This is a genomic window from Iodidimonas nitroreducens, assembly GCA_000710935.1.
Classification (GTDB): domain Bacteria; phylum Pseudomonadota; class Alphaproteobacteria; order Sphingomonadales; family Rhodothalassiaceae; genus Iodidimonas; species Iodidimonas nitroreducens.
Genome location: BAYV01000032.1, coordinates 15,235 through 30,177 on the forward strand (window position 1 = coordinate 15,235; position 14,943 = coordinate 30,177).

The 14,943-nt window shown below is 56.6% G+C and carries 13 protein-coding genes; 10 read left to right on the forward strand and 3 right to left on the reverse strand.

Annotated elements, in window-relative coordinates; all coding sequences use genetic code 11:
* Positions 1-8 precede the first annotated feature (8 nt).
* The gene (locus AQ1_RS11190) at positions 9-314 is read right to left on the reverse strand and encodes a hypothetical protein (protein WP_042087330.1); all 306 of its coding nucleotides are present in this window, start codon (positions 312-314) and stop codon (positions 9-11) included.
* A 206-nt stretch (positions 315-520) separates the two neighbouring features.
* Here AQ1_RS11190 and AQ1_RS11195 point away from each other — a divergent pair, with 206 nt between their 5' ends.
* The 9 genes from AQ1_RS11195 to AQ1_RS11235 all read left to right on the forward strand — a co-directional run bounded on the left by AQ1_RS11195 (position 521) and on the right by AQ1_RS11235 (position 12,205).
* Positions 521-1,018 carry an A24 family peptidase gene (locus tag AQ1_RS11195; protein WP_042087331.1) on the forward strand — a complete coding sequence of 166 codons (498 nt, stop codon included), beginning with the start codon at positions 521-523 and terminating at the stop codon, positions 1,016-1,018.
* Positions 1,019-1,915, forward strand: a complete 897-nt coding sequence (gene cpaB / locus AQ1_RS11200; protein WP_052371229.1) for a Flp pilus assembly protein CpaB — start codon at positions 1,019-1,021, stop codon at positions 1,913-1,915.
* A complete protein-coding gene (locus AQ1_RS11205; RefSeq protein ID WP_052371230.1) occupies positions 1,912-3,369 on the forward strand; it encodes a type II and III secretion system protein family protein in 1,458 nt (485 codons plus the stop codon). The genes cpaB and AQ1_RS11205 overlap by 4 nt, the downstream gene beginning before the upstream one ends.
* Before the next feature lie 17 nt (positions 3,370-3,386).
* Positions 3,387-4,118 (forward strand): CpaD family pilus assembly lipoprotein, encoded by a 732-nt coding sequence (locus AQ1_RS11210; RefSeq protein ID WP_042087332.1) that lies wholly within the window; start codon positions 3,387-3,389, stop codon positions 4,116-4,118.
* Positions 4,119-4,139: 21 nt separating this feature from the next.
* Positions 4,140-5,369: a cellulose synthase operon protein YhjQ/BcsQ gene (locus AQ1_RS11215; protein ID WP_152550425.1), complete on the forward strand. Its 1,230-nt coding sequence runs from the start codon at positions 4,140-4,142 to the stop codon at positions 5,367-5,369.
* Positions 5,366-7,060 (forward strand): CpaF family protein, encoded by a 1,695-nt coding sequence (locus tag AQ1_RS11220; RefSeq protein WP_042087333.1) that lies wholly within the window; start codon positions 5,366-5,368, stop codon positions 7,058-7,060. The genes AQ1_RS11215 and AQ1_RS11220 overlap by 4 nt, the downstream gene beginning before the upstream one ends.
* Before the next feature lie 40 nt (positions 7,061-7,100).
* Entirely contained in the window at positions 7,101-8,090 is a 990-nt protein-coding gene (locus tag AQ1_RS11225; RefSeq protein WP_052371231.1) for a type II secretion system F family protein, read from the forward strand.
* Positions 8,087-9,070 (forward strand): type II secretion system F family protein, encoded by a 984-nt coding sequence (locus AQ1_RS11230; protein ID WP_042087334.1) that lies wholly within the window; start codon positions 8,087-8,089, stop codon positions 9,068-9,070. The genes AQ1_RS11225 and AQ1_RS11230 overlap by 4 nt, the downstream gene beginning before the upstream one ends.
* Before the next feature lie 102 nt (positions 9,071-9,172).
* Positions 9,173-12,205 carry a TonB-dependent receptor domain-containing protein gene (locus tag AQ1_RS11235; protein ID WP_052371232.1) on the forward strand — a complete coding sequence of 1,011 codons (3,033 nt, stop codon included), beginning with the start codon at positions 9,173-9,175 and terminating at the stop codon, positions 12,203-12,205.
* A gap of 258 nt (positions 12,206-12,463) precedes the next feature.
* Here the strand turns inward: AQ1_RS11235 and AQ1_RS11240 are convergent, their stop codons facing one another.
* Positions 12,464-12,994, reverse strand: coding sequence for a carboxymuconolactone decarboxylase family protein (locus AQ1_RS11240; protein WP_042087346.1), 531 nt, complete (start codon positions 12,992-12,994; stop codon positions 12,464-12,466).
* A gap of 93 nt (positions 12,995-13,087) precedes the next feature.
* On the reverse strand, positions 13,088-13,642 hold the full coding sequence (locus AQ1_RS11245) for a peroxiredoxin (RefSeq protein WP_042087335.1): 555 nt from the start codon (positions 13,640-13,642) through the stop codon (positions 13,088-13,090).
* A 113-nt stretch (positions 13,643-13,755) separates the two neighbouring features.
* Between AQ1_RS11245 and AQ1_RS11250 the strand changes: the two genes are divergently transcribed.
* Positions 13,756-14,658, forward strand: a complete 903-nt coding sequence (locus AQ1_RS11250; RefSeq protein WP_042087336.1) for a hydrogen peroxide-inducible genes activator — start codon at positions 13,756-13,758, stop codon at positions 14,656-14,658.
* Positions 14,659-14,943: the final 285 nt, after the last annotated feature.

The following is a 14,943-nucleotide window of genomic DNA, read 5'->3' on the forward strand; positions in this document are numbered from 1 at the left end:
CCAAAGCTTTACATCCACAGCTTCAGGATCAGGGTATTATTCTTGGTAGCCAGCGCTTTCCGCGCCTTGCGCGCCACCGGCACGCCAATGGATTTGGCATGGCGGATCAGCGCAGCCGTCACCTCGCCTGCTGAAAAGCGTTCTTCTTCATCGGGGCCAAAACGCACATGCACCTCGATTTCAGGATCGTTCAAAATCCGCAAAGCCGTAGGCTGGGCTGGCGGCAATTCAGGGCTTTGGCTGGTGGCATGGGCATGGATCGCCTGCGCCAGCTCGGCCAAGGAAAAGCCGATTTCACGATATTCCGTAGGCATTGAGCGGTTCCGCTGATCATTGGTTCAAATTTACATTAAAGTCTAATCTATTAAGGGGAATTTACCAGCCATTGAAAGACGTGATTTCGCTTTTTTCCGGTTTTTCATCTGGCACCGCACCTTCGTGTTAAATCCCCCATGCACACCAAACATTAACTTATTTTTTCTACGACTATACTCAACGCACATAAGACAAATCGGGCAAAATGCTTCTAATTTTAAATATAATTTTAATTATCTTGTTGGTCTGGGCCGCGATCAGCGATCTGCGGGCGCGGATCATTCCCAATGCTATCCCTTTGCTGGCCATTGTTCTTTTCCCCCTTGGCGCCCTTTTGGGTTTGGTTCCGGCATGGCCGATGCACCTGCTGATCTTTGCGCTAAGCTTTGCCTTGGCGGTGGCTTTGTTTGCTTTTGGCATCATGGGCGGCGGCGATGCCAAGCTGATTCCTGCCATGGCTTTGTGGGCGGGGCCATCGGGTCTGTCTTTATTTGTGCTGATCATGGCGCTGTCCGGGGGGATTTTGGCGCTGATCATGATCATCCGCCAGAAAAACCGAAATAATTCCGATTCCTCCCCCGATTCTTTCCCCGATTCCTCCCTGGAAGGCGTGCCCTATGGGGTGGCCATCGCCTGTGGCGGCATCGCTTTTTTGCTGCCCCCCTTCCTTGCCTTTCTGCACGCAACACCGAGCGGAGTTTAAATGATGCCGATCAGATCCATCCTTCTTGTGATCGCTGCTTTGGCCATGGCCGGCATCACCGCCCTTGTGGCCCGCTCGATGCTGGGCTCTTCGCCGCAGGAAGCCCCGCAAGTTCAGGCTGAAAAAGTCCCGGTGAGCCTGAAGCTTCTGGTAGCCAAAACGGCGCTGCCCATTGGCACCATCATCAAGCGCGATCAATTACGCTGGCAGGCCTGGCCCGATGAAGGGCTGCATGATGGCTATCTGGCCGAAGGCAAAGTGAACCCTGATGAATTTACCGGCCATGTGGTGCGCACCGCCCTTTTGGCGGGCGAACCGATGACCCGCGCCCATCTGGTGGCCCCCGGTGCCCAGGGCTTTTTGGCCGCTGCCCTTACCCCTGGAATGCGGGCTATCACCCTTTCCATCAATCAGGTGAGCGGGGTTTCGGGCTTTGTTTTCCCCGGCGATCGGGTGGATCTGATCCTGAACCATCAGGTGGCCGATAGCGAAGGCATGATGCGCCATGCCAGCGAAACGGTGGTGGAAAATCTGCGGATACTGGCCATCGATACCCGGACCAATAGCGCGCCAACAGATGCCAATGGCGCACAAACCCCGCAAATCGGCAAAACGGCAACGGTAGAAGTGACCCCCAAAATTGCTGAAAAAGTGGCGATTTTGAGCAATCTGGGCGATCTCACTTTAAGCCTGCGCAGCCTGGCCGGGCAGGATGGGGCCACCGCCTCGAACAAGGCGGGTGACGGGGCCGGCATGGCCAAAAATTCCTATAGCTGGGATGCCGATGTGAGCAGCCTTTTGCCGCCGGTAGACCCCAATCAAAACAAAAACAGCGTGAAATTGAGCCGTGGCAGCGAGATTTCCGTCCTCGAATTCCCAAGGGAGCCAGGCCAATGATCCGCAACAGGCACCAAATCCGGCGATTACAGGCCGCCGCCTTTCAGCCTTTTTTGCTGGCCCTGATAATGGCCCTGATCGGCTTGTGGCAAAGCGGCGCGGCTTCTGCTGCGGATAATGCCACCCGCCTAGATACCAATGGCGAAGTGCTGGCTTTGGAAACCAATAAAGGCGTGCTTTTGCGGCTGGATCGCCCGGCTACGGATATTTTCATCACCAATCCCGGGATCGCCGATGTGCAGGTGAAATCGCCCCGGCTGATCTATGTGTTCGGGGTTTCGCCCGGTGAAACCACCCTTTATGCCTTGGGCGATGATGAACGGCCGATCTATAGCACCGTTTTGCAGGTGACCACCAATCTCGCTCAGCTCGATAGCCTTTATGAACAGCTTTTGCCCGATTCATCGATCCAGGTGCAGATGGTCAATGGCATGGGGCTTTTGAAAGGCGTGGCCCCCAATGCCGCTGCCGCCGAAGCCGCCGAACGCTATGCCAAATCCTTTCTGGGCATGGATGTGGTCAATCAGATCAGCGTCGTGCAGCCCACACAGGTGAACCTGCGGGTGAAATTTGCCGAAGTCGGCCGCTCCACCCTCAAGCAACTGGGGGTGAACTGGGAATCGCTTTTTGATATCGGCGATGCCACCATCGGGCTGTTTACCGGCCGTAATATCACCCAAACCATCGTCGATCCCGTGACCGGCCTGCCGACCACGCAGTTCCTTGCCGATGGCGGTGCTGATAGCCTGTTGTTTCAAGGCAGCACCGGCAATGTGCAATTGAATGCGGTGCTCGATGCGCTGGAAACCGAAGGGCTGATTTCGGTGCTGGCGGAACCCAATCTCACTGCCGTGACCGGGCAAACCGCCACTTTTTTAGCGGGCGGAGAATTTCCCGTTCCGATCCCCGATGAAGATGGCATTGCCATTGAATTTCGCGAATTCGGGGTGCGGCTGGCCTTTACCCCCTTTGTGGAATCGAATGAAAAAATCACCTTGCGGGTGGCGCCTGAGGTGAGCGAATTAAGCAATAACGGGGCGATCAGCGTGTCCGGCATTGCGGTCCCTGCTCTTTCCACCCGCAAAGTGGAAACCACCGTGGAACTGGGCAGCGGGCAAAGCTTCGCGATTGCCGGATTGATGCAGAACAATCTGTCGCAGGATGTGCGTAAATTCCCCGGCCTTGGCGATATTCCCATTCTGGGCGCGCTGTTTCGGTCCGATGCCTTTCGCCAGAGGGAAACCGAACTGGTGGTGATCGTCACCCCCTATCTGGTGAAGCCCACCGATGCCCGGCGGCTGGCCCTGCCCATGGATGGGGAAACCCTGCCCACCGATATCGAACGCTATTTGCATAATGATATGATCAGCTATGCCCCGCGCAAGGCTGATGCCCCCGGCGCAGGCCGCGAAGGCCCCAGCCTTGTGGGGCGCGCCGGCTTTCGGCTGAAATAAGGATAAGGACAGGCATCATGACCAAGGCAGTTCACCCCTTTGCGCCCCGCACCCCCCGCGCGCCCCTATGGCGGGGGATCGGGCTGGCCTTTTGTGTGGGGGCTTTGGCCGCCTGCCAATCCTCATTACCTGCCGCCTATGACGGGCTGGAGCAGGAAGCCCGCAATGAAGTGCAGATGGTGCGTTTGGCCCACAGGATCAATCCATCATCGCCACAGCATTCAGCGCAATCCAGTGATGAACATGGTCTCGATGATGCCCAGAAGTCTTCGATCATCCGCTTTCTGGCCGAAATGGATGCCGGCTATGGCGATCATATCAGCTTAGTGGCGGGGGATGGCTTTTCCCCCAAGGCCAGCGAGGATCTGCGCCGCATCCTGCGCGCCCATGGCCTGCAGCAGGAAAACGCGCCGGCCAGCATCGGCGAAGTGCCCAAAAGCCGGGGCGCCCTTCTCGTGCTGGATCGTTATATCGTCACCGCCCCCCAATGCCCCAATTCGGTTTTACAATTGGCGCGCAATTATACCAATGCGCCCTCACCGCAATTTGGCTGCGCCAATGTGATCAATCTGGGGCAGATGGTGGCCGATCCGCGCGATCTGCTCACCGGCAATGGATCGGGCCAAACATCCACCGGCAAAGCGATCCAAAGCCTGAAGGCATGGCGGGATGAAGTGCCGATCATATTGGTGCCCCAGGGTGTCAATCAGGGCGGCGGCACTGGCTTTGGTAGCGGCGGCGGATTTTAAGACATCGCGGGAGAGATCATCATGGCTTCAGCAGCCGAACGCCTCGATCACGGCATGGAAAAACGGGAAGCCTTTGGCGCTTATCTATGTGATCAGGAAACCATCCAGATTCTGGAGCCTGTAGCCCTCGAACAAGGCTGGCTGCCCGAACGCATCCACAAGGGTGGCATCGCTAACGCCGTGCGCTCATTATCGGTGATGCGGTCGCCGGAATTTCTGGTGGTGGATCTATCGCAATCCGATGATCCACTGGCCGATATCGGGGCGCTGGCCGATGTGTGCGAGCCGGGCACGCTGGTTCTGGCGGTGGGAAGCCGCAATGATGTGCAGCTTTACCGCGATCTTTTGGCTTCGGGTATTCATGATTATCTGCTGAAACCGATCAATGGCGATGATCTGCGCGCCACCATTGCCATGGCCTTGAGCGCCCGCGCCGAACCGGATGTGCCCGCAAGCCAGCCTTTGACCAAAAAAAGCGTGGCGGTGATCGGGGTGCGCGGCGGCGTCGGCGCCAGCGGGCTTGCATCGGGGCTGGCGTGGATTTTAGCCGATGATTTTTCCATCGATGTGGGCCTGCTTGATCTTGATCTCAATTTCGGCACCAATGCCCTTGTTTTCGATCTGGAGCCGGGGCGGGGCTTGAGCGATGCTTTGGAAAATCCCAATCGGGTGGATTCTTTATTCATCGAACGCGCCATGCTCAAGGTGAGCGATCATCTCTCGGTGCTGGGATCGGAAGCCCCCTTGGGCGATCCGATGGCCCCCGATTCGGCGGCCCTGATGCATTTGCAGGAATCGCTGGGCGAGCATTTCGATCTGGTATTGATCGATCTGCCGCGCACCATGGCCAGCAGCTATCCCGGCCTTTTGAGCACGATCTCAGATGTTGTTCTGGTGAGCGAACTCAGTTTGGCCGCCACCCGCGATACGATCCGCATGATGGGGCTTTTGAAAAATCATGCGCCCCAGGCCCGGGTCCATCTGGTGGCCAATAAAGTGCCGCCTTTGGCGCAACAGGAAGTCTCGCAAAAGGATTTCGAGGCTTCCGTGGAACATGGGATCGATCTGCTCATCCCCGCCGATCCCAAAAGCATGCTGGCCGCATCAAAACAGGGAAAGCCCCTGCCCCAGGCCCTGCCCTCTTCAAAGCCGGTGCAGATGATGCGCAATCTGGCGCAAACCTTGGCCGGGGATGAAGCGCAGGCGGAAAGCAAATCCTTCTGGTCGAAATTGATCCGTAAAGCCCCATGAAACAAAGCACCCCCTTCGCACGCCGGCATCTATCCGCCCGCAAAAGCCTGTCATCAGGCTTTGGCCGGGCCAATGGTGAACCCGCCGATGCCGATAGCGCCGCCTTAGCCGCCATCAACAGGCCCGCCGATCCGGCCTCCGCTCCATCATCAGGGGCAGGCGGGGGCGAAAGCCCCTCATTGGATGATTTGAGCGATGTGCTTTTGGTGCGCATCAAAAGCCATTTCACCCCCGAAGAGGTGCGCATGTCGTCGCGGGTGGATCTGGCCCAGAATGTCGAAACTTATGTGCGCGAAATCGCCCAGGAACTGGGACATGCAATCGATGATGCCGATGTGCGCGATCTGGGTACCTTTTTGCTCAATGAACTGATCCTGTCGGCTGGCAATACCGATGATCCGCTGGATGGCAAGGCCCCGAAATCCGCCAAAACCGATACCGTTCTTCATGCCAAAGAAATGGTTCAGCCTCTGTTGATGGAGCATATCGATCCCCAGGCTGCCAGCGAATTGCCGCGCGCCGAACTGGCCGATCAGGTGGGCGATGTGGTGGGGGAATTGCTGGTTCAGGAAAAGATCAATCTGAACCTGCGGGAACAGCGTGATCTGGTGACCCTGCTGCTGAATGACATGCTGGGATTGGGGCCGCTGGAACCCCTGCTTGCCGATGATGAGGTGAGCGATATCATGGTGAACGGCCCCCAGCAGGTTTATATCGAGCGCAAGGGCAAGCTGGAACTGACCGATGTCACCTTCCGCGATAATCGCCATCTGCTCAATATCGCCCAGAGAATCGTCACCGCCGTGGGCCGCCGGGTGGATGAAACCTCGCCCATCTGCGATGCCCGCCTGATGGATGGCAGCCGGGTGAATGTGATCATTCCGCCGCTGGCCATTGATGGGGCCTCGATCTCGATCCGGAAATTCGCCAAACAGAAAATCACCCTCGATGCCATGCTCAATTTTGGCAGCCTTTCGCCCAAAGTGGCGCAGGTTTTGAAAATCGCCGGGGCCTGCCGCCTCAATATCCTGATTTCAGGCGGCACCGGATCGGGGAAAACCACCATGCTGAACGCCGTATCACAATTGATCGATCGCGGCGAACGGGTGGTGACCATCGAAGATGCCGCCGAATTGCAGATGCAGCAGCCCCATGTGGTGCGCCTTGAAACCCGTCCGGCCAATCTGGAAGGCAAAGGCGAAATCAATATGCGCGATCTGGTGAAAAATGCCCTGCGGATGCGCCCTGATCGCATTATCTTGGGCGAAATCCGGGGGGGCGAGGCCATCGACATGCTACAGGCGATGAACACCGGCCATGATGGCTCGATGGGCACGATCCACGCCAATCGCCCGCGCGAAGCCCTCACCCGCCTTGAAAACATGGTCAATATGGCCGGGCTCAATCTACCCACCAAAGCCATTCGCGAACAGATCGCCGCCGCCCTTGATCTGATCATTCAGGTCAGCCGGATGCGCGATGGTGGCCGCCGCACGGTTTATGTGACCGAGGTGGTGGGGATGGAAGGCGATGTGATCACAACGCAAGATCTCTATCGCTTTGAATGGAAGGGCCAGGATGAGCAGGGCAAGCTGCAGGGCGATTGGGTGTCATCGGGTGTTCGCCCCCATTTCATGGCTCGGGCGGAATATTTCGGCCTTGGCCGGGCTTTGATGCAGGCGATGAGCTGATGCCCATGATGAGCATGACAGCACAGGAAAGGGGCAAGGCATGACCGGCGCAGATAATGGCCTGCTGATGGGTCTGATCTTTATGGCCAGCTTTTTGATCTTTGCCGCGCTGGCCGGGGCGATCATCTGGTCGGGGCCATCGAACAAGCTGATCCGGGCCCGGCTCCATCGCTTTCAGGATCGTTTCGGCACGAGCGGAAGCGCCATCCGGGCGCGGTCGATCTTGGCCTCACAAGATAACAGCTCGCCCCTTGAAGCCCTGATCGGCAAGCTGGTTCCCAAGCCCCAAACCTTTAGAAAACGCCTGAAACAAACCGGGCGGGATATTCCCCTTGGCCGCTATGCGATGATCTGTGGGGCGGTTCTGATCGGTGCGATGCTGGTCTTCATGATCATCTTGTCCCTGCCATTCGGGCTATCCCTGCTTTTGGGCGTGATCATCGGCATTGGCCTGCCGCATCTGGTTATCTCGAAGATGATCGCCAAGCGCCAGAAGATGTTTCTCACCTTATTCCCCGAAGCCATCGAACTGATCGTGCGCGGCTTGAAATCGGGTTTGCCGATCAATGAAACGATCAATATCGTCGGCTCGGAAATCAATGATCCCGTGGGGGTGGAATTTCGCCAGATCGCCTATCAGGTGAGCCTTGGCGAAACATTGGAAAAGGCCTTATGGGCGGCGGCGGGCCGGCTTGATTTTCCCGATTTCAAATTTTTCGTCATCAGCCTTGCCATTCAGCGGGAAACCGGCGGCAATCTGGCGGAAACGCTCAGCAATCTATCGAATATCCTGCGCACCCGCCATCAGATGAAGCTGAAAATCCGGGCTTTGTCGTCCGAGGGCCGGGCCAGCGCCATGATCATCGGCTGCCTGCCCTTCATCATGTTTGCCATCATCTATGCCATGAATGCGGACTATGCCAGCATCTTCTTCACCGATACCCGCGCCATGATCGTTTTGTTCGGCGCCCTGATCTGGATGGGGATCGGCGGTTTCATCATCTCGAAAATGATCAGTTTTGAAATATGAATGAGCTCATCCCCTTTGGCCTTAGCGCTCTTGATCTCGTCACCATCCTTGCAGGGATAACGGCGTTCATCGCCGTGTTGGCGGTTTGGCAATCGGGCATCGTTGCCCGCGATCCCATGAAGGGCCGCATCAAGCAGCTTCAGGAACGCCGTCAAGCCCTGCGCGCTGGCCTCATCACCGAGCCCAAGCGCCGCACCAGCCCGATCCGCAAGGCACAGGGCCTGAATGTGATGCGTTCGGTGGTGAAAAAGCTGAAGCTCGCGCAAAGCGAAACCACCCAGAAAGTATCGAAAAAAATGATGCAGGCCGGTTGGCGGCAAAAAGATGCGGTGATCATCTATCTGTTTTTCAAGATGGTTCTGCCCGCACTGATCGCCATCTCCAGCCTTTTACTGGTTTATGGCTATGATGCCTTTGCCGATAGCCCGATGCTCAAGGTTCTGCTCCCCCCCGGGGCCATTCTGATCGCTTTCATGGGGCCGGATCTGGTGGTGAAAAATCAGATCCAAAAGCGCATGGCCGCCATCCGCAAAGCCCTGCCCGATGCTTTGGATCTGATGGTGATCTGCGCCGAAGCGGGGCTGACCCTTGATAGCGCCTTTCAGCGGGTGACCGGGGAAATGGGCAAAAGTGCCCCGGAACTGGGCGATGAATTCGGGCTCACCACGGTGGAACTGGGCTTTTTGCCCGATCGCCGCCAAGCCCTGATGAATTTGGCTGAGCGGGTGCCCCTGCCATCAGTGCGCGGGGTTGTCACCACCCTCGTGCAAACAGAACGCTATGGCACGCCTTTGGCCATGTCTTTGCGGGTTTTATCGGCAGAATTTCGTAATGAGCGGATGATGAAAGCCGAAGAAAAAGCCGCCCGGCTGCCCGCCACCATGACCGTGCCGCTGATCCTGTTCATCCTGCCCACGCTTTTTGTGGTCTTGCTCGGCCCCGCCGCCTGCCAGATTTCGGATGAATTGATCAACCGCTGATGGCAATCGAACGGGCGATCGGGCCATGGCTTTATTTGTGACTTGCCCGCAGGGCTGCCAGCCTTTACCCCATGGCCAGTTTCAAAAAGCACAAATGGACACATGATGTTAAAACCCTTTCTGGTCGGTCTTTTCATGGCCGGTGTTTCCGCCATTCCCCTTGCCCATGCGCAAGTTGCCATGGATATCAGCCTGCGCACTGCGGCGGATAACAAGCCCCTTTCAAATATTCCGGTCATTCTGGAAAATCTGGAAACCGGGCAGGTGATCACCGGCACCACCGACCGACGCGGATTGGTGCGATTCAATGGCCTGTCCACCAGCGGCGAATGGATTGCCCGCACAGAACCCACGAAAGCTTACCGCGCCGCCCGGACGGAAGCCATCAGCCTTCGGTCGGGATTTGACAGCAGCCTATCGCTGATGCTGATGTCGGCAAGCGAACTGGAAGAAATCAGCGTTACCGCCAGCCGCAGCTATGGGCGGCTCAATCGCAGCAATGCGGAAATTTCCGCCAGCTTCAGCGCCGATGAGATCGAACGACTGCCGGTGGAAGGCCGCAGCCTTGAACGGGTGCTGTTTCGCCTGCCGAATGTGACCCAGGCCACCGGCTTTTTCAATGAAGCCCCATCGATTGCGATCAATGGCGCCAATAGCCTGTTCACCAATTACATGATTGATGGCCTTGATAATAATGAGAATTTCCTGGGCGGCATGCGCTTTCCCGTGCCCATCGGAGCGATCGAGGATGTGACGGTTCTGGCCAGCAATTATTCCGCCGAATTTGGCCGCACGGCCAATGGGATTGTCAATGTCACCACCAAATCGGGCGGCAATGAGGTGGAAGGCGAGCTGTTTTTCGTCTCCCGCCCCGGGGGGGCCTTATCGTCGAATAATGGCTTTAATCCCCGGGATCTGAGCGGCAATCTGGTGAGTAATGATTTCCAGCGCTATCAGGCCGGATTTGCCGTGGGCGGCCCGATCATCGAGGATCGGACCTTTTATTTCATCAATATGGAATATACCCGCGACGACACTAATAATCTGCTGAATGTGCCGGAATTAGGGGTGGCCGAACAGATCAGCGGACAGAATGATTTTCTGCTGACCACGGCGCGCATCGATCATCGCTGGACGGACCGGCTGACAAGCACCCTGCGCCTCAATCATGGGCGGGTAACATTGGAACGCCCCGGCGGCGGCATTTCGGGTGGCACCATCTTTCCCTCTGCGGGCAGCGAACAAACCCGCCGATCCACCAATGCCGCCTTAACCACCACCTATCGCGGGGATCGCTTCACCTATAGCGGATCGGTACAATATAGCCGCTTTGATTGGAATTTTACCAAGCCCTTAGCCGATAATGAGAATGCCCAAGCCACCCTGCTCGATCCTTCGGGCCGGGCCATCGCGACCATCGGCCATCCCGGTTCCGTTTTTGACGAGCGGGAAAATACCGTGCAATTCCAGCAAAAGCTTTCCTTTGAAAGCGGCCGCCATCGCTTCAGCTTTGGCAGTGATGTGATCATTTCGGATTTCAGCCTGCGCGGCGGTGGCAATCCCAATGGCAATTTTCTGCTGATGCTTGATGAGACGCAGCTTGGTGCCTTGCGCAACAGCAATCTGGGGAGCGATTTCTCCATCAATGATCTGCCGGCCAATCTCGATGTCATTCAAGCGGTTTTTGAAACGGCACCAAAGGCTTTTGGCACCAGCCAGGAAACCTACAGCCTGTTTGCCGAAGATCAGATCATGGTGACACCGGATCTGTCTGTCACCCTTGGCCTGCGCTGGGAATATGACAGCCTGTCGAAAGGGGCATCGGGATCGGGAGATTTCGATAATATCGCCCCTCGCATCGGGGCCAACTGGTCCTTCAGAAAAGATATGGCTCTGCGCGCGGGGGTCGGTCTTTTCTATGAAAAAGTGCCCTATACCGTTGTCTCGGATGCCTTGCAGTTTTCCACCGATACGCCGGGCTTTCGCGGGCAATTGCAAAGCCTGATCGATCAGGGGCTGTTGCCCGCCGATGCCGATATCGATCAGATGACAAATGCCGGAACGCGGGCTATCGATGCCGCTGATCTGTGTAATGGTTTTGGCGATTGCCCCGATCCCGCATCGGTTCGGGATCGCCAGAATGCGCTAAGCTCCAGCGAATTGCGGATTCTCAATCCCGATGGGCTGGATAATCCCTATGCCTTTCAGGCGAGCTTGGGCTGGCAATGGGAAATGCCGGGGAATTATCTGTTATCCATCGATGGCATGTGGTCGGAAGGGCATAATCTGGTCCGTTTGCGCGATGTGAATGCCCCTGCCCCCTTCACCTTCAATCAGGCGGCTTTCGATGCTTTGGGTGCCGAAGCCGTGGCCGCCTTGACCCCCGAACAACGTCAGGATCTGGGGCTGGTGCGCTCATCGGATGCCGCCAATGCCACCCGCCCCGCGCTTTTGGCGGATGGTTCCATCCCGGCGGGCGGGGCACGTTCGATCATCATGTCGGAAACCGATGGCCGCTCGCGCTATCGGGCGCTAACCATCAGCATGGAAAAACCCCGCGATGCCGATCCCTATTCCTTCCTCATCGCCTATACCCTGTCACGGCTGACCAACAATACGGATGATGTGAATTTCCGCGCCAATGATTCCAATGATTTCGCGGCTGATTTCGGGCCTTCGCTCAATGATCGCACCCATGCCCTCTCCACCCTCTTTTCGGTTTATCCGCTGGACGGGCTGACCCTGAGCATCGCCGGGCTTTTCCAATCGGGGCAGCCGATCAATTTCGTTCCCGATGCGCGGGTTTTCGGCACCACCGATCTCAATGGCGATGGCCTGTCATTCGCCGATCAGTTCACCGGCAATCCTGATCGGGCGCCGGGCTTTGATCGCAATTCCGGGCGGCTGTCCTTTGCCAGCACCGTTGATCTGGGGGCAGCCTATGAAATCCCGCTCTTTAGCAACAGAATGGAACTGCGGATGGATATATTCAATCTGTTCAACGCCAATAATGACAGCGGCTTTCCGGTGAATTTCACCCAATCGAACCAGATCCAAACTGCCGGTCAGGATTTCGTGCAACGCTCTGCGGCTCCGGCGCGAACGGTGCAGCTTAGCGCGCGTTTTCTGTTTTAGCCTTTGCCGAGACAGAATCTGTCGCAAATAATGTCAAAAACATGACAATAGAGATGCCTTTTTCTTGATATTAGAGTGCATTTCGTGAACACTGTGCCTTGAACGGAAGCGGGAGCCATCTGGCTCGCGCCATACGTTCTTATGTGGCTGTTTTTAATGGCCGCATATCCTCGCTGTCGTGACTCGGGCCGGGTGCCTTAGGCTACCCGGCCTCTTTTTCAGCCCCACAGCAGGCACATGCACCATCTAAAAAACCGTTCAGGCGAGGGCTTCTTCTCCATCAAGGGTGCGCGCCACGGCATGAACGATGGCCGCAATCCGGACCGCCGTTTGAATGGCTTCCGCGCTCAATCCACCCTTCCGCAGCACCGCTTCATGGCTATCGATGCACATGCCGCAGCCATTGATGGCGGATACCGCCAGCGAATAGAGCTCGAAATCAACCTTATCGATGCCCGGATTGCCGATCACATTCATCCGCAGCTTTGCCGGCATGGTTTTATAATCGGCATGGGATGATAAATGCACGAAGCGGTAATAGATGTTGTTCATCGCCATGATCGATGCCGCCGCCTTGGCCGCATTGATCGCTTCATCGCTCAGCTTTGCGGCGGCTTCTTCGTGAAGATGCCGGATGAGTGTGGCATTGGATGATGCCAGCGCGCAGGCCAACAGGGTGCCATAAAGCTGCTGTTGGCTCAGCCCCTGTTCCCGCGACAAGGCCGAAAGATTGAGCTTGATGTCTTTGGCATAATCGGGGATCAGCGCTTTCAAGTCTTCGAGTGCCATGGGTTTTGCTCCTGTTATGTCTGTGAATTTTTCACGAAAAAGCCCGGCCAGAGCAGCGCGCCGACCGGGCCTTTTCATCTGCTTGCAGAAAGATCAGGCGACTTCTTTGGCCACGTCGATGGTGTCTTCACCGCTATGCCAGTTGCACGGGCACAGCTCATCGGTTTGCAGGGCATCCAGAATACGCAAAACCTCTTCGGGATTGCGGCCCACGCTCAGATCATTGGCCTGCACCATCCGAATGATCCCATTGGGATCCACAAGGAAGCTGGCGCGCAGGGCCACAGCTTCATCCTTTTCCAGAATGCCAAGAGCGCTCGACAATTCTTTCTTATTATCGGCAAGCCATGGGAATTTCACCGCGCCCAGATCTTCGCGGCTTTTCCGCCAGGCAAAATGCACGAAATCAGTATCGGTGCTGGCGCCCAGAACCACGCAATCGCGATCCGTAAATTCATCGGCCAAGGCATCGAAAGCCAGAATTTCGGTGGGGCAAATGAAGGTGAAATCCTTCGGCCAGAAAAAGACCAGCTTCCATTTGCCGGAAAAATCCTGATCCGTCAGGCGGGGAAAATCGCCATCGGGCAGATCGGTATTGCTGATGGCCTTCAGATCGAAGGCGGGAAATTTATCACCAATGGTCAACATATCTTTATCCTTTGTGCTGGAGTGGAAACGCAATGTGAACGCCCTTTATGTGACACTGTTGCAATTATTGATCAAACAGATATTTTGAATGTCATTAATCGATTGAGGCGATCATGATCACACCCACATTGAAACAATTGCGCTATCTGGTGGCTTTGCACGATCAGATGCATTTTGGCCGGGCCGCCGAAATGTGCCATGTCACGCAATCCACCCTCTCATCGGGCATCGCCGAGCTTGAAAGCCTGCTCGATGTGGCTTTGGTTGAGCGCACCCGCCGCGCTTTATGGTTCACGCCCTTGGGGCTAGCGGTGGTGCATAAGGCGAAAAAACTGCTGCGTGAAGCGGATGAACTGGTGGAATTGACCATGGCCACCAAAGAACCGCTGACCGGCACCATCCGCATGGGCATCATCCCCACCATTGCGCCTTTTTTGTTGCCCCGGGCCATGCCCATTTTGCGCCGGGCCTATCCCGGTTTAAAGCTGCATTTACGCGAACAAATGTCGGAAACCCTGTGCCACGAACTGCATGCGGGCAGTTTGGATATCATCCTCTATGCCCTGCCCTATCGCTGCGGCGATGTGCATCTGGAACCTTTGTTCGACGATCATTTTCTTGCGGCCTACCCCCCCGGCGACACGCCCTTGCCCGCACAAGTGCAGCCAAAGGACCTCGATCACGAAACCCTGCTTTTGCTGGAAGAAGGCCATTGCCTGCGCGATCATGCGCTGGCCGCCTGTTCCTTGCCCGGCATCGACCCCACCCGCTCGATCCTCAGCACCAGCCTTCATACATTGGTGCAGATGGTGGATAATGGCATGGGGATGACCCTGATCCCGGAAATGGCCATCGAAGGCGGCATTCTGAACGGCACCCATGTGCGCACCGTGCCCTTGGCGGGAAAGGCCCCGGCCCGCACCATTGGCCTTGTCTGGCGAAAAAACGCCGCCCGCCACGCAGATTTCATGCTGCTCGCCAATGCCCTCAAAGACTGGCACGAAAAACGCGGATGAAGGCCTTCGTGAAAAAATAAGCAGATTGATCTTCAGGAAGCCCAGATTGATCCTCAGGAAGCATTGCCATTCCGGCCACGGACCAGAACCGTTATGATCCCTGCAACGCCAATCGCCAATATGCCGAGGGTCAGGATCCATGAACCGCACCTTCGAGGCGCCGGAAGGACAAACAGATCGGACGGAGAGGCGTGCCGGGAAGGCTGGCTGCCTTTCCAAGCGTCTCTCTGTTCGAGATGGACGTCATTGCGGCGTCCCTATGGGATTTGACCAGAACGGCTCATT